General features: G+C 44.1%; 26 protein-coding genes. 11 read left to right on the top strand and 15 right to left on the bottom strand.

Annotated elements, in window-relative coordinates:
- The first annotated feature begins 170 nt into the window (after window positions 1-170).
- On the top strand, window positions 171-1,577 hold the full coding sequence (locus tag QMY49_RS10740; protein WP_283311451.1) for an OprD family porin: 1,407 nt from the start codon (window positions 171-173) through the stop codon (window positions 1,575-1,577).
- 39 nt (window positions 1,578-1,616) lie between these two features.
- Here the strand turns inward: QMY49_RS10740 and QMY49_RS10735 are convergent, their stop codons facing one another.
- The 8 genes from QMY49_RS10735 to QMY49_RS10700 all read right to left on the bottom strand — a co-directional run bounded on the left by QMY49_RS10735 (window position 1,617) and on the right by QMY49_RS10700 (window position 7,059).
- Window positions 1,617-1,790 (bottom strand): hypothetical protein, encoded by a 174-nt coding sequence (locus QMY49_RS10735; RefSeq protein WP_283311449.1) that lies wholly within the window; start codon window positions 1,788-1,790, stop codon window positions 1,617-1,619.
- 119 nt (window positions 1,791-1,909) lie between these two features.
- Window positions 1,910-2,092 (bottom strand): hypothetical protein, encoded by a 183-nt coding sequence (locus tag QMY49_RS10730; RefSeq protein WP_100216240.1) that lies wholly within the window; start codon window positions 2,090-2,092, stop codon window positions 1,910-1,912.
- Between the two features lie 330 nt (window positions 2,093-2,422).
- Window positions 2,423-2,884 (bottom strand): NfeD family protein, encoded by a 462-nt coding sequence (locus QMY49_RS10725; RefSeq protein ID WP_283311443.1) that lies wholly within the window; start codon window positions 2,882-2,884, stop codon window positions 2,423-2,425.
- Window positions 2,885-2,893: 9 nt separating this feature from the next.
- Window positions 2,894-3,808 carry an SPFH domain-containing protein gene (locus tag QMY49_RS10720; protein WP_005451550.1) on the bottom strand — a complete coding sequence of 305 codons (915 nt, stop codon included), beginning with the start codon at window positions 3,806-3,808 and terminating at the stop codon, window positions 2,894-2,896.
- Window positions 3,809-3,965: 157 nt separating this feature from the next.
- Window positions 3,966-4,820: a thioredoxin family protein gene (locus tag QMY49_RS10715; RefSeq protein WP_283311440.1), complete on the bottom strand. Its 855-nt coding sequence runs from the start codon at window positions 4,818-4,820 to the stop codon at window positions 3,966-3,968.
- Window positions 4,821-5,019: 199 nt separating this feature from the next.
- Window positions 5,020-5,202: a hypothetical protein gene (locus tag QMY49_RS10710; protein WP_009698600.1), complete on the bottom strand. Its 183-nt coding sequence runs from the start codon at window positions 5,200-5,202 to the stop codon at window positions 5,020-5,022.
- A 74-nt stretch (window positions 5,203-5,276) separates the two neighbouring features.
- Window positions 5,277-6,104: an SDR family oxidoreductase gene (locus tag QMY49_RS10705; protein ID WP_283311438.1), complete on the bottom strand. Its 828-nt coding sequence runs from the start codon at window positions 6,102-6,104 to the stop codon at window positions 5,277-5,279.
- A gap of 37 nt (window positions 6,105-6,141) precedes the next feature.
- Window positions 6,142-7,059, bottom strand: a complete 918-nt coding sequence (locus tag QMY49_RS10700; RefSeq protein ID WP_005451554.1) for a TIGR01777 family oxidoreductase — start codon at window positions 7,057-7,059, stop codon at window positions 6,142-6,144.
- A gap of 260 nt (window positions 7,060-7,319) precedes the next feature.
- Here QMY49_RS10700 and QMY49_RS10695 point away from each other — a divergent pair, with 260 nt between their 5' ends.
- The 6 genes from QMY49_RS10695 to yfcE all read left to right on the top strand — a co-directional run bounded on the left by QMY49_RS10695 (window position 7,320) and on the right by yfcE (window position 10,573).
- The gene (locus QMY49_RS10695; RefSeq protein WP_005451555.1) at window positions 7,320-8,054 is read left to right on the top strand and encodes a DUF1538 domain-containing protein; all 735 of its coding nucleotides are present in this window, start codon (window positions 7,320-7,322) and stop codon (window positions 8,052-8,054) included.
- On the top strand, window positions 8,051-8,842 hold the full coding sequence (locus QMY49_RS10690; protein WP_114092145.1) for a DUF1538 domain-containing protein: 792 nt from the start codon (window positions 8,051-8,053) through the stop codon (window positions 8,840-8,842). The genes QMY49_RS10695 and QMY49_RS10690 overlap by 4 nt, the downstream gene beginning before the upstream one ends.
- Window positions 8,832-9,182: a P-II family nitrogen regulator gene (locus QMY49_RS10685; protein ID WP_005451557.1), complete on the top strand. Its 351-nt coding sequence runs from the start codon at window positions 8,832-8,834 to the stop codon at window positions 9,180-9,182. Before QMY49_RS10690 ends, QMY49_RS10685 begins: the two co-directional genes overlap by 11 nt.
- Complete coding sequence (locus QMY49_RS10680; protein WP_009698597.1) at window positions 9,179-9,586, top strand: CBS domain-containing protein; 408 nt, start codon at window positions 9,179-9,181, stop codon at window positions 9,584-9,586. The genes QMY49_RS10685 and QMY49_RS10680 overlap by 4 nt, the downstream gene beginning before the upstream one ends.
- A 160-nt stretch (window positions 9,587-9,746) precedes the next feature.
- Window positions 9,747-9,956 (top strand): hypothetical protein, encoded by a 210-nt coding sequence (locus tag QMY49_RS10675; protein ID WP_009698596.1) that lies wholly within the window; start codon window positions 9,747-9,749, stop codon window positions 9,954-9,956.
- Between the two features lie 71 nt (window positions 9,957-10,027).
- On the top strand, window positions 10,028-10,573 hold the full coding sequence (gene yfcE / locus QMY49_RS10670; protein WP_005446373.1) for a phosphodiesterase: 546 nt from the start codon (window positions 10,028-10,030) through the stop codon (window positions 10,571-10,573).
- A gap of 43 nt (window positions 10,574-10,616) precedes the next feature.
- Here the strand turns inward: yfcE and QMY49_RS10665 are convergent, their stop codons facing one another.
- The 4 genes from QMY49_RS10665 to QMY49_RS10650 are packed head-to-tail and all read right to left on the bottom strand — an operon-like array spanning window position 10,617 to window position 13,134.
- Entirely contained in the window at window positions 10,617-10,895 is a 279-nt protein-coding gene (locus QMY49_RS10665; RefSeq protein WP_005446375.1) for an Rdx family protein, read from the bottom strand.
- Between the two features lie 34 nt (window positions 10,896-10,929).
- Window positions 10,930-11,685 carry a sulfite exporter TauE/SafE family protein gene (locus tag QMY49_RS10660; RefSeq protein ID WP_009698593.1) on the bottom strand — a complete coding sequence of 252 codons (756 nt, stop codon included), beginning with the start codon at window positions 11,683-11,685 and terminating at the stop codon, window positions 10,930-10,932.
- 46 nt (window positions 11,686-11,731) lie between these two features.
- The gene (gene toxS / locus QMY49_RS10655; RefSeq protein WP_005446378.1) at window positions 11,732-12,247 is read right to left on the bottom strand and encodes a transmembrane regulator ToxS; all 516 of its coding nucleotides are present in this window, start codon (window positions 12,245-12,247) and stop codon (window positions 11,732-11,734) included.
- An 11-nt stretch (window positions 12,248-12,258) separates the two neighbouring features.
- Entirely contained in the window at window positions 12,259-13,134 is an 876-nt protein-coding gene (locus QMY49_RS10650) for a transcriptional regulator (protein WP_005446380.1), read from the bottom strand.
- A gap of 273 nt (window positions 13,135-13,407) precedes the next feature.
- Between QMY49_RS10650 and htpG the strand changes: the two genes are divergently transcribed.
- The 3 genes from htpG (at window position 13,408) to hemH (ending at window position 17,380) form a co-directional block, all read left to right on the top strand.
- On the top strand, window positions 13,408-15,312 hold the full coding sequence (htpG, locus tag QMY49_RS10645) for a molecular chaperone HtpG (protein WP_050908080.1): 1,905 nt from the start codon (window positions 13,408-13,410) through the stop codon (window positions 15,310-15,312).
- 317 nt (window positions 15,313-15,629) lie between these two features.
- Window positions 15,630-16,274, top strand: a complete 645-nt coding sequence (gene adk, locus QMY49_RS10640) for an adenylate kinase (protein ID WP_005425498.1) — start codon at window positions 15,630-15,632, stop codon at window positions 16,272-16,274.
- Between the two features lie 140 nt (window positions 16,275-16,414).
- Window positions 16,415-17,380 (top strand): ferrochelatase, encoded by a 966-nt coding sequence (hemH, locus tag QMY49_RS10635; RefSeq protein ID WP_283311422.1) that lies wholly within the window; start codon window positions 16,415-16,417, stop codon window positions 17,378-17,380.
- A 90-nt stretch (window positions 17,381-17,470) separates the two neighbouring features.
- Here the strand turns inward: hemH and QMY49_RS10630 are convergent, their stop codons facing one another.
- Entirely contained in the window at window positions 17,471-18,859 is a 1,389-nt protein-coding gene (locus QMY49_RS10630; protein WP_005446383.1) for a peptide MFS transporter, read from the bottom strand.
- Between the two features lie 334 nt (window positions 18,860-19,193).
- Here QMY49_RS10630 and rfaH point away from each other — a divergent pair, with 334 nt between their 5' ends.
- Window positions 19,194-19,694 carry a transcription/translation regulatory transformer protein RfaH gene (rfaH, locus tag QMY49_RS10625; RefSeq protein ID WP_005446384.1) on the top strand — a complete coding sequence of 167 codons (501 nt, stop codon included), beginning with the start codon at window positions 19,194-19,196 and terminating at the stop codon, window positions 19,692-19,694.
- A gap of 111 nt (window positions 19,695-19,805) precedes the next feature.
- Here rfaH and asnB read toward each other — a convergent pair whose 3' ends face one another.
- Both asnB and QMY49_RS10615 read right to left on the bottom strand, forming a co-directional pair.
- Complete coding sequence (gene asnB / locus QMY49_RS10620) at window positions 19,806-21,470, bottom strand: asparagine synthase B (protein WP_009698590.1); 1,665 nt, start codon at window positions 21,468-21,470, stop codon at window positions 19,806-19,808.
- A 230-nt stretch (window positions 21,471-21,700) separates the two neighbouring features.
- On the bottom strand, window positions 21,701-23,290 hold the full coding sequence (locus tag QMY49_RS10615; protein ID WP_005446391.1) for a cation:proton antiporter family protein: 1,590 nt from the start codon (window positions 23,288-23,290) through the stop codon (window positions 21,701-21,703).
- Window positions 23,291-23,344: the final 54 nt, after the last annotated feature.

Raw genomic sequence — 23,344 nt, 5'->3', positions numbered from 1 at the left:
TAGATGCGAAGTTAGTCTTAGAAGCGTGGATACACGGTGTGTATGCAGGAACTAAAAAGAACCAATTTAGAAATATTGAGGTTCACTCAGGAATTTACTTCTCTCCTTCGGCGGCCAACTTAAGGCGAGATAGAAAAATACAGCTATATCCATTTTTAGGAGTTTTTTCCATGGACAAATTTTTCAAGGTTTCAGCGTTAACAACTGCGATGTTTGGTGCGGTTGCAGTAGCTCCGGCTACAGCATCTACTGAAAGTGCAGCTGGTGGTGAGTATGTAGAAAAAGTTAACGAATTTATGCAAGACTCAAGTCTTAATGCAATGTTCGTTGTTGATACTCGTTCTCGTACTCGTACAACAGGTAAACCTGGTGGTGAGAATGGCGACCGCTGGAGCCGTCTAAACTACTCATCTTACAACGCGATCATTGACTTCACTTCTGGCTACCATGATGGTTGGTTAGGTGCAGACGTAGCAGCTTACTACTCTGGCGACCTATACAACGATAGCTTGAAAGGCGCAGACGGTTACCTATGTAACGAGATCTCTACTTGTACTAACCTAGACTGGGGTGCAGGTGACGGTGATCAACTTAAAGTTTACAAAGCTGCTCTGAAGTTTAAGACTGGCGAAAACTTTAACGCTCGCTTCGGTATGTTGCAAGCTGGTGGTAATGGCACAATCGGTAACGTTTGGAGCTTCGTACCAGGTACTTACCGTGGTTTCGAACTAAACGCGAAGCTGGGTGATTTCAACCTAAGCTACTTTGGTGCAGACCAATTTACAGCACCATGGTTGCTACACGAAGATGACTACGCGCCAGCACTATGGTCAGACACTTCTTGGAGCTACCTACACTCTCTAGGTTTGAATGGTAACATTACTGATGCTCTATTCTTCCAAGTTGGTCTTGGTCAAGCGACAGGCGTTAAATATGCTAACGGTATCGACTGGGGTGCAGGTCAAGTAACTAGCTACCATGACGAAACTGATAACACGTCATACAAAGCTTACTTGAAGTACACAGTAAGTGACCGTACTACTCTTGCATTTGACTTCTACGGTGTTGATGACGATGTGAAATACGATGGTCTAGGTTTCCACACTGGTCTATCTCTAAACCAATCGTTCGGTAAACTGTCTTGGATGTCTGAACTACGTTACACAGACACAGACAACCGTTCAGATTTCGTTCCTCGTACAATCCATACTTACGGTATGAATAACGGTACTTGGTCACAATGGTGGGATGCTCTATCTGACTGGAACAAAGCTGGCGAGCTAGCTTGGTACAACCGTCTATCTTACAACCAAGGTAACGGCTGGAACTACTACCTAGGCTTCGGCTACGGTTCTGGTGCAGACTCTGCAGCAAGCGGCGCATCTGGTGACTGGGATTACGAGAGCGAGTACGCAGTTAACGCAACAGTTTCTTACTCTCTACAAAGCGGTTCTCTTAAAGGTACAACCGTGCGTCTACACGGTACTATCCTAGAGCGTGACGAGTTTGCTGGTGCAGCAGACGCGGATGAGACAGACTTACGTCTACAAGTTCTTATCCCATACAGCTTCCACTAATATTTAGAAGTTAAGAAAAGGAGCCAATCGGCTCCTTTTTTATTTTACTTCTTTTCCGTCATACATTTTGCAATATAGGGGAGGAAGCATGTGTACGTTCAATTCACACTTTATTTCCGGTGCTAATGTTCTACCACCAGAAGCGCCATTTGCTAGCGAAGTCAATGGCATTAATGCAGCGATAGCGACTAATAATCCAGTTACCAGTTTCATATTATTTACCTTGTAATCTAGAATGTATTTTCTTTTTAATTTCACTTAATTACTTGAGTTCGTTGTTTAGGTGGGAAATATTAAAGCGTAGCGTTCTGCTCCTTAATCTAACCTACGATTTAGTTGTCCCATGAACCACCTTGAAAGCGGCACATCTCACTAGGTAGATGGGCAACATCGCCACTTGGTAAAACACATTCAACGATAGGTCCTAGATTGGTGGTGCCTCCATTCCCGTTGTTATAGGCGAATGAAGAAAACGCAAACGCGCTGCACGCTAAAAACAAAAAACACTTCTTCATAGTACATCCTCTTACTTACCTTAAAAAAATATAAGCATTTAATTGCCATGCTTATGCGTTAAGTATGTATAGAGACCTAGAAAGATCAAAAATTAATTCAACAGTGTTTTATTTTTTAAAATGAATTTAGATTTTAAATTTTGGGATATATTTATCTATGTGCTTGAAATTTTAATTTAGTAGGAGGATCTGTTTTGATAAAGGAGAGAATATTAATAATATTTCTATTACTTAATTTTTGTGGTTAATTTAAATAAGTAGATGAAATAAAAGCATTAGTCACGGGAAGGAAATAAAAGGATGCTGAGCACCCTTTTATTTTGACACAAATCAGCGAGAAACCGGTTTAATCTTCAAAATTATGCCGTCTACGGCGATAATTTCGACCCGAGTTCCCGTCGGCAATTCGTGTTCGCATTCAGCTGACCACGTTGTATCTGCCACTCTAAGACGATTCATTCCAATGTGAAAATCTTCTTCGAGCGTGACAATATTACCTATCAGCTGTTTGTGTTTTTGATTGAGATCTCTGGCTTGATCACTTTTGCGATCCTTGGACCATTGCTTTCTCCAACATAGCCAAGTGGTAACCAAACTGAAAGCCACAAAGGCAAGCCACTGCATCTGCCAACTCATTGGTAAGAAAGATAGGATAGCGCCAACGATCAGGGCGGAAATGCCTAGCCAAAGAAAATAGCCTGCTGTGCCCAATAGCTCTACAGCGAGCAAGGCTAAACCAAGCGCAATCCAATGCCAGAATGACACGCTTTCTAATAGGCTAAATAAATCCATAGGCAATCCTTAGTCCTTACTTTGTTTGAACATTTCAGCAATACCCGCGACTGAGCCCATTAGACCTGTCGCTTCGATCGGCATCATGATGATCTTACCATTTTCCGCTTGACCGATACTCTTCAGTGCATCGGTATAACCTTGGGCAATAAAGTAGTTAACCGCCTGAACATCACCTTTAGCGATTGCTTCAGATACCATGTAAGTCGCTTTTGCTTCTGCTTGAGCTGCACGCTCACGCGCTTCCGCATGTAAGATCGCCGATTGCTTTTCACCTTCCGCTTTCAGAATTTCCGATTGTTTTTGACCTTCTGCTCGTAAGATTTCTGCCTGACGTATCCCTTCAGCTTCTAGGATTTCAGCACGCTTATTACGTTCTGCTTTCATCTGAGCGTTCATTGCTGCTGTTAGATCTGCTGGTGGTTGAACGTCTTTGATCTCGATACGAGTTACTTTTACGCCCCAAGGGTTGGTTGCTTGGTCAACGATAGAGAGCAATTTGGTGTTGATCATGTCACGCTGGCTAAGCATCTCATCCAATTCCATTGAGCCGAGCACGGTACGAATGTTCGTTAGTGTTAGGTTACGGATAGCGTGTTCTAGATCGTTGACTTCATACGCCGCTTTGGCTGCGTCGATGACTTGGACAAAGCCGACTGCATCGATAACAACATTCGCATTGTCTTTTGAGATGACTTCTTGTGCCGGGATGTCCAGTACACGTTCCATCATGTTGACTTTTTGACCTACGCGATCAACGAAAGGAATGATTAGGTTTAGACCTGGCTTTAAGGTGTGGGTATAACGTCCGAAGCGTTCGACGGTCCAGTTGTTCCCTTGTGGTACGGTTTTGATCCCAGAAGCGAGGACAATAATGGCTAGTACAACTAAGATCCCGATGGTGATCAATGAGTCGATTGGCATGTTCTATTCCCTTAAGTGCATAATGTTTGTTTCATTTTTACTCATTTAGGCTTATGACACAATCGTAGAAATGAGAGCCTCGATAAATTATAGACAGAATAAAGGCCGGATTAATCCGACCTTTTTATATTTTTAATTCAGCAGGTTAGTACTTTAATTAGTAGAGAATAGAGTACAACTGACGACGGAATTTACTTGCTAATGCATTGCCTTGACCCAATGCACTTAAGATATCCATAAAAGTTTTCTTCACTTCACCGTCTTGTGCGCCGAGGTTGGTTTTTAAAATATTCCAAAGTAGCTCCAACGCGTCTTCATCGCGACCAACTTGGTTGTATTGAACTGCAAGCTCACATGCCAATTCGAAGTTATCTGGGTTTGCGGCTAGCTCTTGTTCAAGGCGTTGAAGCTCTGGGCTATCTGCTGCTTGGAGGTGCAGATCTAACTTGGCAATCAATCCCTTATAGTAGTTATCTTGATATTCCAGTGGGATTGCACTCAATAGCGTTTGTGCCAATTCAAATTGTTTGGTTTCTAGCAAACAATCTGCCATCGCTAGTTTTACATCACCGCGGTTTTGCAGATCTTCTGAAAGGGTTTGCAAAATAGCTAGAGCTTGAGCATGTTCGCCTTGTTGGAGCAACTCGCTTGCTTGCTTTAACTGCATTTCGTCTTGGCTTGGGAGGTGTTTTTGCAGCATGGCTGAAATGGCATCAATCGGCTGAGGACCACCCATACCATCTACCGCTTGACCGTTCATAAACAACGCGATAGTTGGTAAGACTTGTACGCCAAACTGTGATGCTAAAGCTGGTTGCTGCTCACAGTTCAATAGAGCAAGGGTGAATGCACCGTTGTATTGTTGAGTTAGCATTTGTAGCTCAGGGATCACTTGCGCACTTTCTGGTTGAGCACTCGCCCAGAAGTGGATCAACACTGGCGTGTTCATTGACCCTTCAAGAGTCTCGCGGAAATTTTGTTCTGTTAACTCAACGATAAATGGGGATTGCATCAGAGTGTCCTTGCTTTTTGTTTCTTGTCGTTGATTGTAGATATGGAGTTGATATTTGGGAAATTCAAGCGATAGAAAGGAAAAACGCTGCCGAAGCAGCGTAATCCTGATAGCAAGCGAAAGTGCTATAAAACTTTGGCTATTCCAGCACGAATTAGGGAGTCTTGTTAGACATTATCTTTGTGTGCTGGGTGAGGTATCAAAATAGGATGAACACAGTCAACACTACACCCACACTAAGCCAGTTGAGCTGATTTAATGTCATTATTGTCTCGCGTAAATACAAAACAGAAAGGGTGGCGATACCAAATCTAAAGTGAGTATCAACATCGTGTTCAGGCTCGATAGATGAAGATACTAACTTAGAAATTGATTCGAACATTGAGGCTTTCTTAACCTACATGCTCATAATGACATCACATTGTTACGGTAAAATTACATTGTGATAAAAAGTTTTTATGCTGCTTGTCGCAGAATCTTATCAAGAATACGCGTTGGTAATAGGCGCTTTAACACGGCAAATACTTTAGTTGGCGTTGTAATGCGGTAGCGGATTTTTGGTTTATCGCTTGTTAGCGCATGAAGCACTGTCTCGATGCAAGATTCTGCAGGAAGCACAAATCTATTGTTCGACTTGTCGTTATCTAGACGCTGCTTCTGACCTTCGTAAGCGGCTTTGTGTGGGCTGTTCTCGACATCAATCCATCGCTCGAAGGCTTTTAATGCATTGTGTCTAAATTGGGTTTCAATAGGTCCCGGCTCTATCAGTGCGATTTTGATGTTGGTGTCCATCAATTCCAAACGTAGTGTGTCGGTCCAGCCTTCGAGTGCGAACTTAGAGGCATTATAGGCACCACGATATTTCATGGCTGCAAACCCAAGCACAGAGCTATTTTGGATGATTCTTCCTTCACCCTGTTTGCGCATATGTGGCAGTACTTCTCTGACTAACTGATGCCAGCCAAAAAAGTTGGTTTGAAACTGAGCTTGGAGCGCCTCTGTCGGCAAGTCTTCTAGCGCGCCAGGCTGACCATATGCCCCGTTATTGAATACGGCATATAACTTTCCGTCGGCTAGTGTTAATGCTTGCTTGACTCCCGAAGAGATGCTTTCAGAATCGTTAAGATCCAATTGAATACAGGTTAGTCCTTCGCTTGTTAAGCGTTCGACATCTTGTTCGTGCCGGCAGGAGGCAATCACGTGGAAGCCCTCTTTTTTCAAAGCATGGGCACAAACGTAGCCGATGCCAGTGGAGCATCCGGTGATAAGAATGGATTTTTTCATATTAGAGGGCTCACGAAAGTATAGTGAGCCTTATGATTCAATAACTTCGATCTTGAAGCAAGTTCTTGAGTGCAGGTTCGACGCGAGAGTAGCTGAATTGAAAACCCAATTCGGTCAGCTTTTTCGGTTTGGCGCGAATGCTATCAAACAGTAAGCAAGAGGATTCTCCCATCGCCATATTCATCACCCATTTAGGGGTGAAGAGAATATGTGGACGTTTTAGCGTTTTCGCCAGTGTGCCACTAAAGATTCGATTGCTAACAGGGTGGGGAGCACATAAGTTGAATTCACCATGAGCGTGTGGCGTTTCAAGCAAGTACATAATGGCACGAACCATATCCAAAATATGGATCCATGGCATGTATTGTTTACCGCTACCCAATGGTCCCCCTAAACCTAGTTTGTAAGGCAAAATCATTTTGGCAAGTGCGCCACCATTTGGACCAAGGACAACGCCAGTACGCAACAAGCATACCCGGGTTTGTTCGGATTCTGCGCGTTTTGCTATCTGCTCCCAACGAGCACAAACGGAGTGAGCGAACGCCTCGCTATTGACGTGTAAGCACTCATCAAAAGGATGGTCTTGCTGGTCGCCGTAATAACCAACGGCAGATCCACTGATGAACACCGATGGTGGTTCTGTACTTGCGTGGATCAGTGCGACAATACGCTCGGTAACCTTCCAACGGCTGTTACAAATGATCTCTTTCTGCTCCTTGCTCCAGCGCTTGTCTGCGATCGGTTCACCTGCGAGGTTAATCACGGCATCAACATCATTAAGATCTTCAAGTGAATCAAGGGAGTCGAGATATTCAATATTACCGACATCGGCATGATTAAGTCGCTGTTTTGCTTGCTCTGGGTTACGCGTAAGCAAAATGACTTGGTGAGTGGTCAGTAACTTAAGTAGCTCTGAGCCAATAAAGCCTGTGCCGCCGGTCAGTAGTATCTTCATGTCATCCCTTTGATGGTAAAACTATTCAAACATTATAGTCGTTATACGCCTAGCGTGATCATATCAATGACTTGCAGTGTCGATTTTATTATTAGTTCCTAAGGAGTTAGAAGCATTTTGTTGGGAAGCGATGCGAAGTTCACAATTTGAAAGAATGTAACAAAATGTTATCAAGCCTTTAGCAAAGCTCACACTTAGCTTAGGGAAACTGTGTCATGCTGAACTTAAAGGAGAATAACAGTCAGTAGATAGGAGGGAGTATGGAGGCATTTGTTGCTCTATTTAGAGCGTTGCTCAGTAGTGCTCGTGACTTGCTACCTATTGTTATTGTCATCACCTTTTTTCAGTTGGTCGTGCTTCAGGAACCGCTGCCTAATCTCGTCTCTATCCTATTTGGTCTTCTTCTGGTTATTCTCGGTTTAACCTTCTTTATCTTTGGATTAGAGCTTGGTTTGTTTCCCATTGGGGAAAATATGGCACAAGCGTTCGCTAATAAAGGCAGCGTTTTCTGGTTACTGATCTTTGCGTTCTGCTTGGGTTTTGGTACCACCATTGCAGAACCAGCCTTGACAGCTGTTGCAGAGGAAGCATCAGAAGTTGCGGCTGAAGGGGGCATGATTGCCAATACAGAACAATCTATGGAAGAGTACGCAGATGGATTACGCCTAACGGTTGCTTTGTCGGTAGGTGTAGCGATTGTGCTCGGCGTGTTGCGAATTCTCAAGGGCTGGCCGATTCAGTACATGATCATAGGTGGTTATATTGGCGTTGTGATACTAACGGGATTTGCGCCTGAATCAATCATTGGGGTGGCTTATGATTCTGGAGGAGTGACGACATCCACCATCACGGTTCCTTTGGTCACAGCGCTTGGCGTTGGGCTCGCTTCTGCGATTAAAGGGCGAAACCCTATGATTGATGGGTTTGGTTTGATCGCCTTTGCCTCATTGCTACCAATGATGTTTGTGATGGTATACGGGATGGTGGTGGCATGATTTCGTTTGAGCATTTCTTCGATACCTTTGTTTCTACTATCAGTGACGTGATCCCGATTGCGACCATTATTTTTGGTTTCCAGCTTGCAGTATTACGACGTCCCATCTCTAACCTGCCTAAAGTCCTGCTTGGATTTGCCTACGTTATCCTCGGTTTGTCGCTGTTTTTGCTTGGGTTAGAAATGGCGCTGTTTCCGTTGGGTGAAACCATGGCAACGCAGCTCACTGCCCCTGCATTTCTACACGAGTTTAAAGTATCCATCGGTCAAGCTTTAAGTTGGGTAGACTACTACTGGGTGTATATCTTTGCTTTCTTTATCGGTTTCAGTACGACAATCGCAGAGCCTTCTCTTATTGCAGTGGCGATAAAGGCAAACCAGGTTTCTGGTGGCAGTATTAGTGTGAATGGATTGCGCGTTGCCGTTGCTTTGGGGGTGGCAGTTGGTATTGCTCTAGGCAGCTATCGGATTGTCGTTGGTGATCCTATTCACTACTACATTATCGCCGGTTACATCGTAGTGGTGATTCAAACCTTCTATGCGCCAAAGTTGATTGTACCTTTGGCTTACGATTCAGGCGGTGTTACTACCTCGACGGTGACCGTACCTTTAGTGACCGCGCTTGGGTTGGGGTTAGCTTCAACCGTACCAGGACGAAACCCAATGATAGATGGCTTTGGCTTGATAGCGTTTGCCAGCCTGTTTCCAATGATTTCTGTGATGGGCTATGCCCAGATTACCCAGTGGTTGAATAAAGGAACCGCGGAGGAAAAAGAAAATGCGCTTTAAATTGATTTTGGCCTTTGTTGAAGACAGCAAAACCGACAAGGTGCTCGATGCAGCAAGAGATGCAGGAGCAACGGGGGCTACGGTGATCAACAATGCCCGAGGACAAGGTTTAAACCAGAAACGAACTTTCTTTGGATTAACCTTGGAGGTGCAAAAAGATGTGCTGTTATTTGTTGTAGAGGAGCATTTGTCGAGACACATTTTAGAAACCATCAGTGACGTTGGAGAGTTCGATCAGGAATCCGGTCAAGGGATTGCCGTGCAGATTGATGTCGAGGATGCTGTCGGTGTCGCACACCAAGTCGAGAAGCTAACTAAAGTGGTAGAGGATGAGTTATGAGTAGTCATGAGCTGATTAGAGTCAGAGACGTAATGGCGGCAACATACATCATTGTCGATGGGTTGATTACGGTTCACGAAGGGATCACGCTAGCGAGGAAGAGTGAAGTGAAAGCGCTGGTGGTGAAAAAGCGTGATGACGATGATGAATATGGCATCGTCTTAATGAACGACATAGCGAAAAAAGTGTTGGCAAAAAACCGTTCACCACAACGCACCAACATCTATGAAATCATGACCAAACCTGCGTTAACCGTCGACCCCAATATGAATGTGAAATATTGTGCGCGTTTGTTTGAGCGTTTTGGTATCAGCCGCGCGCCAGTCATTGAAAATGGAGAGGTCATTGGCATGGTGAGTTATAACAATATTGTTATCAATGGTATGGCTCGGGAAGAAGTATAGCGACGGTTTTGAGTGTGGTTCGCGCGCTGCTGGTAAAGATAATTTCTCAGGTCAGCGACATTTTGCCTAGCTAAGAAGATTAGCGTATTAGTGCCATTGCATATCCTCGATCTGAGGCTTATCCTTTGAGAATTAAAGAAATAATTGAGGATGTCATGTCATGCCGCTAGTTGCTTGTCCTGTGTGCGAGAAACAAATTTCAAAACGAGCTCATACTTGTCCTGGCTGCGGAGAGCCAGATCCACTTAACCATCTTGCTAAGTCAAAGTTCTTGTCCCTCATTTTCTGGATGATTGTCTTAGTGGGCGTTGGTTATGTCGCGTGGTTCTACCTGGTTCCGATGCTGGTGGAAATGTTGCGTGGTCATTAGAGGTTTCACTGTGGTTGAGCTTCTATAGGAATGCCGTAGAATACCCTCATACATTTTGAGGAGACGATGTCGTGAAACTATTTTTTGCCTCAGACTTGCACGGTTCTTTGCCAGCCACAGAAGAAACCATCAAGCTTTATTTAGCCTCTGGTGCAGAGCACCTAATCTTATTGGGCGATACGCTTAATCACGGACCAAGAAATCCAATACCAGAAGGCTATAACCCACCACAAGTGGCAGAATTGCTGAATCAATACAGTGAGCGCATTATCTCTGTGCGCGGTAACTGCGACAGTGAAGTGGATCAGATGCTGTTAAATTTCCCAATGATGACGGAGTATGCTTGGCTTCTGTTAGAGTCTGGTAAGCGTATGTTCTTGACTCATGGTCACCTATACAACACCACAAAGCGACCGCCGTTGCGTGAGGGCGACATCATTGCCCATGGTCATACTCATGTTCCTGTGGCGGAGATGCAAGATGGTGTCATCATTTTCAATCCGGGCTCAATGACGTTCCCGAGAAATGGCTTACCACGCAGTTATGGTGTACTCGAAGGTAATACGCTAACAGTTCAAACTCCAGAAGGCGAAGTACTAGCACAAACTACGATTTAATAGCCTTGCGAGTAAAGAAAAGATAAAGGGAGCGAATGGCTCCCTATTTTGTGTCTGAATGTCCTAGATCGCGTTCTGGGTCGATGATGTCTCTAACGCGTTGTTTGAGGACTTTCGCCTCAGGAAAGCCACCATCTTTCTTACGCTCCCAAATCTGGGTTCCATTACAAAAGATTTCGAACCGACCGCCCGTATCTGGGTGCAAGCTCATCGTTTTTATTTCTTCACTAAAGGTATGTAATAGCTCTTGTGAGAGCCAGGTTGAACGTAGCATCCAATTGCACTGGCGACAGTAATAAATGTCAATGATGGCTTTATCCATTTCCGAATTCCTTAATTTCAAATTTTTTAAAACGTCAGAGGAGCAATTTGATTCCAACGGCGAAGGTGAGCACTTCAAAGGCAACTTTGATGACGCGATTGCTGTATCGAGTTGCTGCCCATGCGCCTAAGCTGCCACCTAGAAATGAGCTGAATAATAAAACAGGTAACCAAGCCCAATGAATAGGAGCACCAGCTTGCACAACGGCAATACCTCCAATGCCATTCCAAAACAGACCGACACAAATCATGGTGTAAGCTACCGCTTGCTTGTAATCGTAACCAAACCAGCGGACAAGAAAGAGTGTCACAAGCAACCCAGAACCTGCTGTGAGTGAGCCGTTTACAATCCCAATCAGCAGTAAACCCAGTCCACCAATAAGCCAACCGGCACTGTCACGATGCGTTTTAGTTTCCGTTTGACCGAGCTCTTTCTTAAATCGAGAGTAAATACCAAGAGCTAAGATCATCGCGCCAAGCATTTTTTCAGCAATGCCATCTGGGATTTGTACAATGAGATTAGCGCCAATCACCACGCCAATACTGCCGGTGAGTATGAGATAGAGGGCGACTTTTGGTTTAATCGTACCGGCTTTAAGGTGTGTGCTTGCTGCGCCTAAACCGAGTGCGACTGAAGCGACTTTATGCGTACCTAGTGCGACAGAAAAGGGAAGACCAAGAAAGATAAGAAGTGGAAACTGCAGTAATCCCGCACCACCGCCAGAGAGTGAAGCAAGCGTATTTGCGACAAGGGAACCGAAGAAGAGGGTGAGGGTGTCTAGCCAATCCATATGCAAAATAAAGGGGGCATCTTGCCCCCTTCTTATCGAATCAAAATCAGTTTCTAAACAGTACCGTAGAACCGTGATTCAGGCTAGTCAGTAGTAGAGTTTTTTCGTTAACGACGTCAATACGACGACTCTGTTCAGCATCTAGCTTAAAGATTTGAGTGATAAGACGAAGTTGAGACTCCGAAAAATCTTTAGATTGTGATGCGGAGATGTCTTTGAACTCAGAAGGAGAGACCAGCAAATAGTTATCACTGACTTCCCAACGACCTTTTTCAGAGATATTGATCGTAGACTCGACGTTTGAGCCCTGTGCAAATAGCTTGATGTTTGCCACGCGAATATAGTCACCATTAGGTAGGTACTTCACATTCGACTCAACGTTGACTTTGCGTAGCGGACCTACGGTATCATCTGGCAAGTTATCAGTAATAAGTGTCACCATGGTTGATTGCCACTCATTTGACGTAAGGACTTGCTCAACTTTAAGGTCACTACCCCAGTACAACCAACCACTAAAAAGGATGGATACGGCTAAAACCGCAGATGCTATTCTTATCTTCATTTCAGCCTCCCTTAATTGCAGATGTCAGTTGGGTCGTTACGACCAGCAAAAATACGCAGTGTTACATTCTCATATGAGTGATCACTGTCGTGAATGTAGTTCAGAATCAATTGATTGTTTTGACCACCTGTTGCAATGACTTCGACTGGTGAAGACTCAGCAGCATGGTGTTCAACATAGCGTTGAATGCATTGCTCAATGGACGGCAGCCAATTGTTTAATTGAGGGTGGTTGATCGGTGTCATCACTGGCACGTTGTGATATTCACCAATTTGACGAAATTGTGATTCTGCAGGGTTGGTTAGCATTAACACGCCGACAGGAAGTAGCAGGGCAACTAACACGATGATTCTGAATAACCAGTTTGTGTTCTTTTGTGCAGGTGCAGATTTTAATGGTTGAGCTGTCGGTGCTTGTTCGACGGCTGTTTCTGCTTTTGTCTCAGCAGTGGGCTCTGCGAATTGCTCTAGATCAACGACTGGAGCTTCATTTTCTTCCTCTTGAGCATCAACATCGGTGAGTGCTGCTTCAGAAGATAGTGGGCTTAAACGTTCAACTGAACAAATCAGTTGGTAACCGCGCTTTGGCACCGTTTTTACAAATTCAGGCGACTTCGTAGAGTCTTTCAACATTTTACGTAGAGTGGAAATCGCTTGAGTAAGGCTTGAGTCATCCACCTCAAAACCCTGCTCCCGCCATACGAACTCGTGAAGCTCGTTACGCGTTAATACTTCATTGGGTCTCTCTGCCAACATGAGTAGAATACGGCTTTCGTTGCTTCCTAATCGTACAACTTCGTTGCCATTTTGTTGGTCAGCGAGCGAATTACTATTTGGGTCAAAGACAAATCTTTGAGCAAGCAGAAATTTGGTGCCGATGTTAGTCATTTAGTTCTTCTTAGATGGATGATTCTGTAATTATAAGTGATTTGCGTCACATAATAAGGCGTGCGCAAAAAGACATGTGCTACGTTTTAGATGCTTTTAGGGACGTAGGATAATTAAAATTTTCTAAAAAAACACCGTTTTTAGCAATATTGACCTTGAATTTACATTTGTCAGCCACATGTTAAATGACATCTTAGTAATGCTGCTTTTTTAAGGTGGCGGTTAGGACTTTGTCATTAAAAGTCTTTTTAGTTTAGATGTTATGGAGCAAACATGAGCGAAACCGTATCACAAAACAAAGAAACTCGTGGCTTTCAATCAGAAGTAAAACAACTACTTCATCTGATGATTCACTCTCTTTACTCAAACAAAGAGATTTTCCTACGCGAGCTGATTTCAAACGCGTCTGACGCATCAGATAAGCTTCGTTTCCAAGCGCTATCTAACCCAGATTTATATGAGGGTAACGCGGATCTGGGTGTTAAGCTGGCGTTTGACGAAAGTGCTAATACACTAACAATCTCTGATAACGGCATCGGTATGAGCCGTGATGATGTGATTGAACATTTAGGTACCATTGCAAAATCAGGTACAGCAGAGTTTTTCTCTAAATTATCCGATGAGCAGAGCAAAGACTCTCAGCTTATTGGTCAGTTTGGTGTGGGTTTCTATTCTGCATTCATTGTTGCTGATGCTGTGACGGTACGCACTCGTGCCGCAGGTATTTCTGCAGATGAAGCGGTTCAATGGCATTCTGCGGGCGAAGGCGAATACACTATTGAGACGATCACGAAAGAATCTCGTGGTACTGATATCGTGCTTCACATGCGTGAAGAAGGGAAAGAGTTCTTAAATGAATGGCGTCTACGTGACGTGATCAGCAAATACTCCGACCATATCGGTATTCCAGTTTCTATCCAAACTGCTGTTCGCGATGAGGAAGGCAACGAAACAAGTGAGAAGAAGTGGGAGCAAATCAACAAAGCTCAAGCACTTTGGACTCGCAACAAATCAGACGTCTCTGAAGCAGAATACCAAGAGTTCTACAAACACGTTTCTCACGACTTTGCAGATCCTCTAACTTGGAGTCATAACCGCGTAGAAGGCAAGAACGATTACACAAGCTTGCTTTACATTCCAGCGAAGGCACCTTGGGACATGATGAACCGCGATCACAAGTCGGGTCTGAAATTATACGTACAACGTGTATTCATCATGGATGACGCAGAGCAGTTTATGCCGTCTTACTTGCGTTTCGTCCGCGGCTTAATTGATTCGAACGATCTGCCACTGAACGTTTCTCGTGAAATTCTTCAAGACAACAAAGTGACTCAGTCATTGCGTAACGCTTGTACTAAGCGTGTACTGACAATGCTGGAGCGCATGGCGAAGAATGACGAAGAGAAATACCAATCATTCTGGAAAGAGTTTGGTCAGGTGATGAAGGAAGGTCCTGCTGAAGACATGGCAAACAAAGAGAAAGTTGCCGGTCTGTTGCGCTTCGCATCTACTGAAGTGGACTCAGCTGAGCAATCTGTTGGTTTGGCTGCTTATGTTGAACGCATGAAGGAAGGTCAAGATAAGATTTACTTCTTAACAGCAGACAGCTACGCAGCGGCGAAGAACAGTCCGCACCTAGAGCAATTTAAGGCGAAAGGCATTGAAGTTATTTTGATGTTCGATCGAATTGATGAGTGGTTGATGAACTACCTGACAGAGTTTGACGGCAAGCAGTTCCAATCGATCACCAAAGCGGGTCTGGATCTGAGCAAGTTCGAAGACGAAGCAGAAAAAGAAAAACAGAAAGAAACAGAAGAAGAGTTTAAGTCTGTTGTTGAGCGCACTCAGTCTTACCTAGGTGACCGCGTAAAAGAAGTTCGTACAACCTTCAAGCTTGCAACAACACCTGCTGTTGTGGTGACGGACGATTTCGAAATGGGGACGCAAATGGCGAAGCTTCTTGAAGCTGCAGGTCAAGCGGTACCAGAAGTGAAGTACATCTTCGAAATCAACCCTGAACATGAGCTCGTGAAGCGAATGGCGGATGAAGCAGACGACGAAGCGTTTGGTCGCTGGGTAGAAGTGTTACTGGGTCAGGCAATGTTAGCCGAGCGTGGCTCGATGGAAGATCCTTCTCAATTCTTAGGTGCCATCAATAAGCTTTTGACTAAGGTTTAATAACTAAAAACCACTAAAAAGCTCGCGAAATGCGAGCTTTTTGTTTGTAAACGCATAGATTCACACTTTAAGTGTTGAGTTAGTAGTCAATAAGACAGGAAAGCTGGCATCGCTAACATTCTTTAGTCTTAATCTGCTCATTACACAGTGAACCTATGTTAGAATCTCAACACTTGAATGTGAGTAATAAGGCGTGTATTTTGGCTCGCCTAAACGTTATACCGAAACTTATCGTTGCCAGTGCTTCGAGGGTGATTCCTAGAAGTCCAGCTATTGTGAGCTTCGGTATAAATCTTAAATATTAAAGAGGATAAATCATGCGCATCATTCTTCTAGGTGCTCCAGGTGCAGGTAAAGGCACACAAGCAAACTTCATCATGGATAAATACGGTATTCCACAAATCTCTACTGGTGATATGCTTCGTGCTGCTATCAAAGCAGGTACAGAGCTTGGTAAACAAGCTAAAGCTGTTATCGACGCTGGTCAGCTAGTTTCTGATGAAATCATCCTTGGTCTAATCAAAGAGCGTATTGCTCAAGACGATTGCGAAAAAGGTTTCCTACTAGATGGTTTCCCTCGCACTATCCCTCAAGCTGATGGCCTAAAAGAAATGGGCGTTGACGTAGATTACGTGATTGAATTTGACGTAGCTGATGATGTGATTGTTGAGCGTATGGCTGGTCGTCGTGCTCACCTTCCTTCTGGTCGTACTTACCACGTTGTTTACAACCCACCAAAAGTGGAAGGTAAAGATGACGTAACTGGTGAAGATCTTGTTGTTCGTGATGACGACAAAGAAGAAACAGTACGCGCACGTCTAGGCGTTTACCACGAGCAAACTGCACCACTGATCAACTACTACGGCAAAGAAGCAGAAGCTGGCAACACTAAGTACCTTAAATTCGACGGCACTAAGCAAGTTGCAGAAGTAAGCGCAGATATTGAGAAAGCGCTAGCATAATTTGCTAACGGCAAAATTTAATATTTTGATATATTTAAAAGCGACCTTTGGGTCGCTTTTTTTATTCTGTCTGTTAGTACGATGAACTTTTCTCTTAGATATGCCGTACAAATCAAGCCGTTTACCATGAATAGGATGTTATGAAAAACAACAATAAGAAGCAGGGCGTGTTATTGGTCAACCTTGGGACGCCTGATGAGCCAACTCCGCCAGCCGTTAAACGCTTTCTAAGCCAGTTCCTTCATGATCACCGTGTTGTTGATACGACACGTTGGCTCTGGTGCCCGATTTTGCATGGCATCATCCTTCCAGTTCGTTCTCCAAAAGTAGCCAAGCTGTATGAGTCGGTGTGGATGGAAGAGGGATCACCTCTAATGGTATATTCAAAACGCCAGGCAAAGAAGCTGAGCACAGCTTTAGACATGCCAGTAGAGCTAGGAATGACATATGGCAATCCTAGCTTGCAAACCGGTTTTGAGACGCTATTAGCCCAAGGCGTTGAACAAGTGATCGTTTTGCCGCTTTACCCTCAATACTCAGGAACAACGACAGCTGCAGTTTCTGACGGGATGACAAAGGCATTTAAGAATATGCCTGTGATGCCAGAGTTTAGTTTTATTCGCGATTACCACAATCACCCTAAATACATTGAAGCTTTAGCTCAGTCGGTACGCGAGCATTGGGAAGCAAATGGTAAGGGTGATTACTTGCTATGTTCTTACCATGGTATTCCGAAGCGATACGCGGACAATGGTGATATTTATCCTCAACATTGTGCCGAGACAACTCGCTTGCTTGGTGAGGCCCTTGGTTTGAATGAGGATCAAATTGGTATGACCTACCAGTCTCGATTTGGTCGCGAAGAATGGTTACAACCATACACGGACAAGACATTAGAAGTCCTACCCAGCCAAGGTAAAAAAAAGCTGAATATCGTAACGCCAGCTTTTTCTGCTGACTGCTTAGAGACACTGGAAGAGATCTCAGAAGAGTGCCGTGAAATTTACTTAGAAGCTGGTGGTGAGAGCTTTAGCTACATTCCGTGTTTAAATGACAACGAGTTACACATCGAGATGATGGTGGATTTGGTTCGCTCAAAGTTGTAAAGCGTCTGTGTCCTACATTCTTTCACTTAGAGCTTTGAATACAAAAAGGGTCGCAATTGCGACCCTTTGTTTTTATTTGCACTTTATATATTAAGCTACTTGAGTTTGCTGCTCTTCAATTTGTTCTGCTGTGCTATGTGTGTTTTCAGCACCGTGCATCCAACGAACAAGCGTGTTAGAGAACAACAGAAGAATGACACCAGAAACCATCGCTGTTACTGCAATACCGCTGAAGATAGCCAGTGCACCTAGCTCACCAACGTGAGAGCCCACATAACCAGCAACGTAGTTTGCAATTGCATTACAGCCAAACCATGCACCCATCATGAGTGAAGCAAGACGCAGCGGAGCCAGTTTAGTAACAAGAGACAGACCAATCGGAGATAGACACAATTCGCCCAGAGTATGGAAGAAGAATGCACCAACAAGCCACAACATGGATGTCTTAACTGTAGTGTCACCGCCTTGCTCAATAACCGCACCAACCATACATAGGAAACCAAGCGCTAGGAAGAACATCGCTAAAGCAAATTTCACTGGTGAGTTTGGCTCACGTTTACCTAGTTTCACCCATAGTACGGCTAGTACAGGTGCTAGCGTGATGATGAAGAATGGGTTTAGTGATTGGAACCACGCAGCAGGCACTTCAAAGCCACCGATCATTCGATCTGTGTATTGCTGAGTGTAGATGTTCATTAGACCGCCAGCTTGTTCAAAGCCTGCCCAGAATACGATAGTGAATAGGCTCATCACTAGGATTACTTTGATGCGATCCGTTTCTTCTTTTGTTAACGGTTCTTTTTGAGAAGATTTTTTAATCGCTAGATCACGTTTTGCAGCTGGAACACGACCAATATCACCAAGCCATGCTTGAGCAAACGTCATCTGCATGACTAGACTGATAAGCATACCGATACCAGCAGCCACGAAACCCGCTTTCCAACCGAATTCAGTTGTTACAGAGCCAGAAACAACACCAGCGATTAATGCACCAAGGTTAATACCCATGTAGAAGATAGTGAAAGCACCATCACGACGGTTGTCACCTTCTTGATATAAGTCACCAACCATTGTAGAGATGTTTGGCTTAAATAGACCGTTACCACAGATAAGTAGAGCAAGGCCTAAATAGAATGTGTGTAGAGCACCAAGACCTAGAGCGTCAGCAGGCATTGCTAGTGTAAATTGACCGATTGCCATCAACGCGCCACCAATCAAGATAGAACGGCGTTGACCTAAGTAGTTATCCGCAAGGTAACCACCGATGAGAGGAGTAATGTAGACAAGTCCAGTATAGATGCCGTATAGGTCTAGGGCATCTTTAGTCGACCAGCCAAGGCCACCGTTCATTGTTGTGTCAGTTAAATACAGTACTAGAATGGCGCGCATTGCGTAGTAAGAAAAGCGTTCCCAAAGTTCAGTACCGAACAATAAGAACAAGCCACGTGGGTGACCAAAGTATTGATGTTGGTTTGACATAAGCTCTTCTAATAGTAGTTATTACATTTTTTAAAGAAATCTACGTATACATGTCATTTTGATGACTTACAAACAATAAAATTTTATGTGACGATTCATTTGCCTTATTAAATGATGGCTCCGCGTTGATTTTGTGGGGTTTTAATCGGCGAATCGTTCGTGTTACAAACTTACTTTCCATTTTTGCCTATAGACTTATTTTCTTAATGCTTCGAAAAAGTGTAAGTTATGCATGTTATGTTTAAGAGGCTTACTGATAGGTTTCTTGAATACCCATGACTCGTTCTAGGCTTAATGCTAGGATGAAATAAAAATATAATTGGCTAGTAATAAAATGAAACGTTGGTATTTATTGTATTGTAAACGAGGAGAGCAAGTTAGGGCGAAGCAACACCTTGAAAACCAAGGAGTAGAGTGTTTTTACCCAACTGTGGAGGTCGAAAAGATCTTACGCGGCAAGCGACAAAAGGTCGAAGAACCATTATTCCCTTGCTATGTTTTTTCTCGATTTGATTATGAACAAGGACCGAATTTTACATCGGTACGTTCCACTCGAGGTGTCGTTGACTTCGTACGCTTCGGAGCACAACCAAAAGAGATTCAAGGTGATCTTGTTTATGAACTAAAGCAGATTGAAAAGTGTGCTGAGGAGCCGACAAGCCCAGAATGTATGCCGAAACCAGGCGATCATGTTCGTGTTATGAACGGACAGTTTGCTGGTATTGATGCGATTTATCACGAACAAGATGGTGAAAAGCGTTCGATTATGTTGGTTCAAATGCTCTCTAAGCGAGTGCCTGTCAGCATTGACAATAATGATTTGGAATTTATGTAAACCAACTCATTGAAAGATCAAAAAGAGGTGCGTAATGCACCTCTTTTTGATCGTGTTAACTTACCAGTGTTCAAGGGCTGGTGACTCAGCCCTATTTAACACGTGATACGATTAGTATGCATCGTTGTGTACGGTTTGAACGGCACGACCTGATGGGTCAACACAGTTTTGGAATGACTCATCCCATTCAATCGCTTTCGCTGAAGAACACGCGACTGATGGGCCACCAGGAACACATTCCGCAGCTGATGGTAGAGGGAACAACTCTTCAAAGATCTCGCGGTATACATAACCTTCTTTAGTTGTAGGTGTGTTGTAAGGGAAGCGGAATTGAGCCGTCTCCATTTGCTGATCTGTTACTTTTTGCTCTGCGACTTCTTTTAGCGTATCAATCCAGCTGTAACCAACACCATCAGAGAACTGTTCCTTCTGACGCCATGCAATCGACTCCGGTAGGTAGTGTTCGAAGCACTCACGTAAAATGTGCTTCTCCATCTTACCGTTGCCACACATCTTATCGGCAGGGTTCAAACGCATTGCTACGTCAATGAACTCCTTATCTAGGAATGGTACACGACCTTCAACACCCCATGCCGCTAGCGATTTGTTTGCACGTGCACAGTCAAACATGTTCAGAGCTAGAAGCTTACGTACGGTCTCTTCGTGGAACTCTTGCGCGTTTGGCGCTTTATGGAAGTATAAGTAGCCACCGAAGATTTCATCAGCGCCTTCACCAGAAAGTACCATTTTGATTCCCATTGCTTTGATCTTACGACCCATTAGGAACATAGGTGTTGAAGCGCGGATAGTCGTTACGTCATATGTTTCAATGTGGTAAATCACATCACGAATCGCGTCCAAGCCTTCTTGGATGGTGTACGTCATTTCATGGTGAACCGTACCAATTTGTTCTGCAACTTCGCGAGCGGCTTTCAGATCTGGTGCTCCTTCTAGACCTACAGCGAAAGAGTGCAACTGTGGCCACCAAGCTTCAGACTTTTCGTCGTCTTCAATACGCATTGCTGCAAATCGTTTTGCTACAGCAGATGTAATCGATGAATCCAGACCACCAGAAAGAAGTACGCCATATGGCACGTCAGTCATTAGTTGGCGTTTTACCGCAGCTTCTAAAGCTTCTGTAAGTTCTTCTTTGCTTGTGCTGTTGCCTTGTACTGCTGCGTACTCGTTCCAATCACGAATGTAGTAACGTTGAGGTTCTGCATCTGCACTGCCGTAGTGACAACCCGGAGGGAACTCGCTCACGGTCTTACATACTGGAACCAGTGCTTTCATTTCTGATGCAACGTAGTAGTTACCATGTTCATCATAACCTTGGTAAAGAGGAATGATACCAATGTGGTCACGACCTACTAAGTACTCGTCTTTTTCTTCATCGTAAAGTACGAACGCAAAAATACCGTTTAGTTCTTCAAGAAGGTCTGCACCCATGTCTTGGTATAGCGCTAGGATAACTTCACAGTCTGAGTCAGTTTGGAATTCGTATTTACCTTCGTAGCGAGCACGAATTTCTTTGTGGTTGTAGATTTCACCGTTTACAGCAAGGATGAGTTTTTTATCAGGGCTGTATAGTGGTTGAGCACCACTATTTAGACCAACGATCGCCAAACGTTCATGCGCAAGAATCGCGCGCTCTGATGAGTAAATACCAGACCAGTCTGGACCGCGGTGACGAAGCTTTTTCGACATCTCAAGTGCGATAGGGCGCAATGCTGCTGCATCGCTCTTAATGTCTAAAATGCCAAATACTGAACACATACAACATCCTTTTTAAACTAAACAATTTTTAATCGGTATGGGTTCAATTTGCCATTCTTAGTAAAAAAAGCAACGTTTGATGATGAAAAAAATGATAAAAAGGCTTGATGGTTAGATGTTGTTTAAAAATAACCTTAATCTGATGAATGAGATCAAGGTTTGGTTTAAAAAATGCACAAAAAAGCCCTCTTATTAGAAGAGGGCTCAATAAGGATAGTTACGTTTGATGCTTATTTCATCGGTGTAAATTGAGGTTGAAGTTGCTCGCAAACATGGCGTGCGAAACCACTACCAGCTTCGCTATAGATGTTGAATGCGGCGTCGACCCCAGTCTCTAGTAAGCCTTCAAGTTGATCTGGGTATTCGGCAATTGCTGCTATTTGCCCTTTATAGTTTCGGCTTTGAAGCTGTTCAAGCGCGGTTTGGTTACCTTGGTGGTGTGGCATCGCCAATAGGACCAACTTTACGTTTGCTGTATCTAAAATGCGTTCCCAAAAGTCAGGGTCTGTTGCATCGCCTGAAATAACGTTGCGACCTTCAGAGCGGTGTTTATGCGCAGCTTCTTCTCTTACTTCAACACCAAGAGAAACTTTGCCATAGCGAGATCGTAATTCGTCGTAAGCACCGGTGCCAATTCGACCCATACCTAGGATCAATACTTGGGCATGCCCTGGATTGATTAATTGATCTCGTTGGTTCAATTTCTCTGCCGCCGTTTCTTGTAACCATTTGCCCGAGTGTTGGTAGATTTGGTGACCAAGACGATTTAACGGTGCTGAGATGATAAATGAAATCGAAACAGCCACAGCGATAGCCGCTAGCATGTCACTAGGCATCCAGCCCATCTTGTAAGCCAGTCCACCGACAATCAAACCAAATTCACTGTAGTTGAAAAGAGAAAGAGACGTCAGTAATGAAGTCCGAACACGGAACTTAAAGTGGTTGATAGTAAGGAAATACAGCAGACCTTTGATTGGTAGCAACAAGATGAATAGCAGCGCAAGACCCACACCAGTGAAGCTCAATGATGCTGACAAACCAATATTGAGGAAGAAGCACACGAGGAAGAGCTCTTTCATATTAAAGAGCGATTTTGATAACTCTGATGCTTTACGATGCCCAGCTAGTAACATGCCTAAAATCAGCGCGCCTAAATCTGGCTTCATACCGACGAGTTCAAACAAACCAGCCCCGACGACGAGCGCAAAGAAGATACCAAATAGAACCAGCATCTCGCCGTGACCTACTTTATCTAGGAGTTTGTAGAACAATGGGCGGATAAGAGGGAGTGCAAACAAACCTATCGCATACCACTCCGGAATTTTACCTGTTGAAGCGGTAAGGAAGACCACAGCAAAAATATCCTGCATGACCAGAATACCAATTGCTAGGGTGCCGTAAGTCGCATTCATCTCACCTTTTTCTTGCAGGGTTTTTACCGCGAAGACAGTACTAGAAAAAGACAGAGCGAAAGCCAACAACAGAATCTGGCTGTGTTCCATAGTGGCCAGTGATGACAAACCGAGCAGTTTTAGACCAACGAGAACCAGCGCAAAGAAAAGGGTAGAAAGAATATTGTGCGCGGTTGCGCCACCCCAAATCTCTTTGGAAAGTAGCGTTTTTACGTCCAACTTTAGACCAATAGTGAAAAGCAGCAAGGTCACACCAAGATCAGCAAGCGTGACAATGACGTCATTACTTTGGTAGCCAAACGCGTGAAGACCGAAGCCTGCGAGTAGGAAACCAACCAAGGGCGGAAGGTTACATTTTAGAGCGATGAAGCCGGCGAGAAACGCCGTTGTAATTAGAATAATTTCCATACTATTGAGCTATATTCCTGATATACAAAAACGGGCTGTGAAACCACAGCCCGA

The organism is Vibrio harveyi (genome assembly GCF_030060435.1).
GTDB lineage: Bacteria > Pseudomonadota > Gammaproteobacteria > Enterobacterales > Vibrionaceae > Vibrio > Vibrio harveyi.
This window is presented reverse-complemented; position numbering and strand designations above follow the sequence as displayed.

What these genes read in the sequence shown, in the direction of transcription:
- QMY49_RS10740 (WP_283311451.1), top strand. Translation starts at nt 171, where the DNA reads ATGGACAAATTTTTCAAGGTTTCAGCGTTAACAACTGCGATGTTTGGT.
- QMY49_RS10735 (WP_283311449.1), bottom strand. Translation starts at nt 1,790, where the DNA reads ATGAAACTGGTAACTGGATTATTAGTCGCTATCGCTGCATTAATGCCA.
- QMY49_RS10730 (WP_100216240.1), bottom strand. Translation starts at nt 2,092, where the DNA reads ATGAAGAAGTGTTTTTTGTTTTTAGCGTGCAGCGCGTTTGCGTTTTCT.
- QMY49_RS10725 (WP_283311443.1), bottom strand. Translation starts at nt 2,884, where the DNA reads ATGGATTTATTTAGCCTATTAGAAAGCGTGTCATTCTGGCATTGGATT.
- QMY49_RS10720 (WP_005451550.1), bottom strand. Translation starts at nt 3,808, where the DNA reads ATGCCAATCGACTCATTGATCACCATCGGGATCTTAGTTGTACTAGCC.
- QMY49_RS10715 (WP_283311440.1), bottom strand. Translation starts at nt 4,820, where the DNA reads ATGCAATCCCCATTTATCGTTGAGTTAACAGAACAAAATTTCCGCGAG.
- QMY49_RS10710 (WP_009698600.1), bottom strand. Translation starts at nt 5,202, where the DNA reads ATGTTCGAATCAATTTCTAAGTTAGTATCTTCATCTATCGAGCCTGAA.
- QMY49_RS10705 (WP_283311438.1), bottom strand. Translation starts at nt 6,104, where the DNA reads ATGAAAAAATCCATTCTTATCACCGGATGCTCCACTGGCATCGGCTAC.
- QMY49_RS10700 (WP_005451554.1), bottom strand. Translation starts at nt 7,059, where the DNA reads ATGAAGATACTACTGACCGGCGGCACAGGCTTTATTGGCTCAGAGCTA.
- QMY49_RS10695 (WP_005451555.1), top strand. Translation starts at nt 7,320, where the DNA reads ATGGAGGCATTTGTTGCTCTATTTAGAGCGTTGCTCAGTAGTGCTCGT.
- QMY49_RS10690 (WP_114092145.1), top strand. Translation starts at nt 8,051, where the DNA reads ATGATTTCGTTTGAGCATTTCTTCGATACCTTTGTTTCTACTATCAGT.
- QMY49_RS10685 (WP_005451557.1), top strand. Translation starts at nt 8,832, where the DNA reads ATGCGCTTTAAATTGATTTTGGCCTTTGTTGAAGACAGCAAAACCGAC.
- QMY49_RS10680 (WP_009698597.1), top strand. Translation starts at nt 9,179, where the DNA reads ATGAGTAGTCATGAGCTGATTAGAGTCAGAGACGTAATGGCGGCAACA.
- QMY49_RS10675 (WP_009698596.1), top strand. Translation starts at nt 9,747, where the DNA reads ATGCCGCTAGTTGCTTGTCCTGTGTGCGAGAAACAAATTTCAAAACGA.
- QMY49_RS10665 (WP_005446375.1), bottom strand. Translation starts at nt 10,895, where the DNA reads ATGGATAAAGCCATCATTGACATTTATTACTGTCGCCAGTGCAATTGG.
- QMY49_RS10660 (WP_009698593.1), bottom strand. Translation starts at nt 11,685, where the DNA reads ATGGATTGGCTAGACACCCTCACCCTCTTCTTCGGTTCCCTTGTCGCA.
- toxS (WP_005446378.1), bottom strand. Translation starts at nt 12,247, where the DNA reads ATGAAGATAAGAATAGCATCTGCGGTTTTAGCCGTATCCATCCTTTTT.
- QMY49_RS10650 (WP_005446380.1), bottom strand. Translation starts at nt 13,134, where the DNA reads ATGACTAACATCGGCACCAAATTTCTGCTTGCTCAAAGATTTGTCTTT.
- htpG (WP_050908080.1), top strand. Translation starts at nt 13,408, where the DNA reads ATGAGCGAAACCGTATCACAAAACAAAGAAACTCGTGGCTTTCAATCA.
- adk (WP_005425498.1), top strand. Translation starts at nt 15,630, where the DNA reads ATGCGCATCATTCTTCTAGGTGCTCCAGGTGCAGGTAAAGGCACACAA.
- hemH (WP_283311422.1), top strand. Translation starts at nt 16,415, where the DNA reads ATGAAAAACAACAATAAGAAGCAGGGCGTGTTATTGGTCAACCTTGGG.
- QMY49_RS10630 (WP_005446383.1), bottom strand. Translation starts at nt 18,859, where the DNA reads ATGTCAAACCAACATCAATACTTTGGTCACCCACGTGGCTTGTTCTTA.
- rfaH (WP_005446384.1), top strand. Translation starts at nt 19,194, where the DNA reads ATGAAACGTTGGTATTTATTGTATTGTAAACGAGGAGAGCAAGTTAGG.
- asnB (WP_009698590.1), bottom strand. Translation starts at nt 21,470, where the DNA reads ATGTGTTCAGTATTTGGCATTTTAGACATTAAGAGCGATGCAGCAGCA.
- QMY49_RS10615 (WP_005446391.1), bottom strand. Translation starts at nt 23,290, where the DNA reads ATGGAAATTATTCTAATTACAACGGCGTTTCTCGCCGGCTTCATCGCT.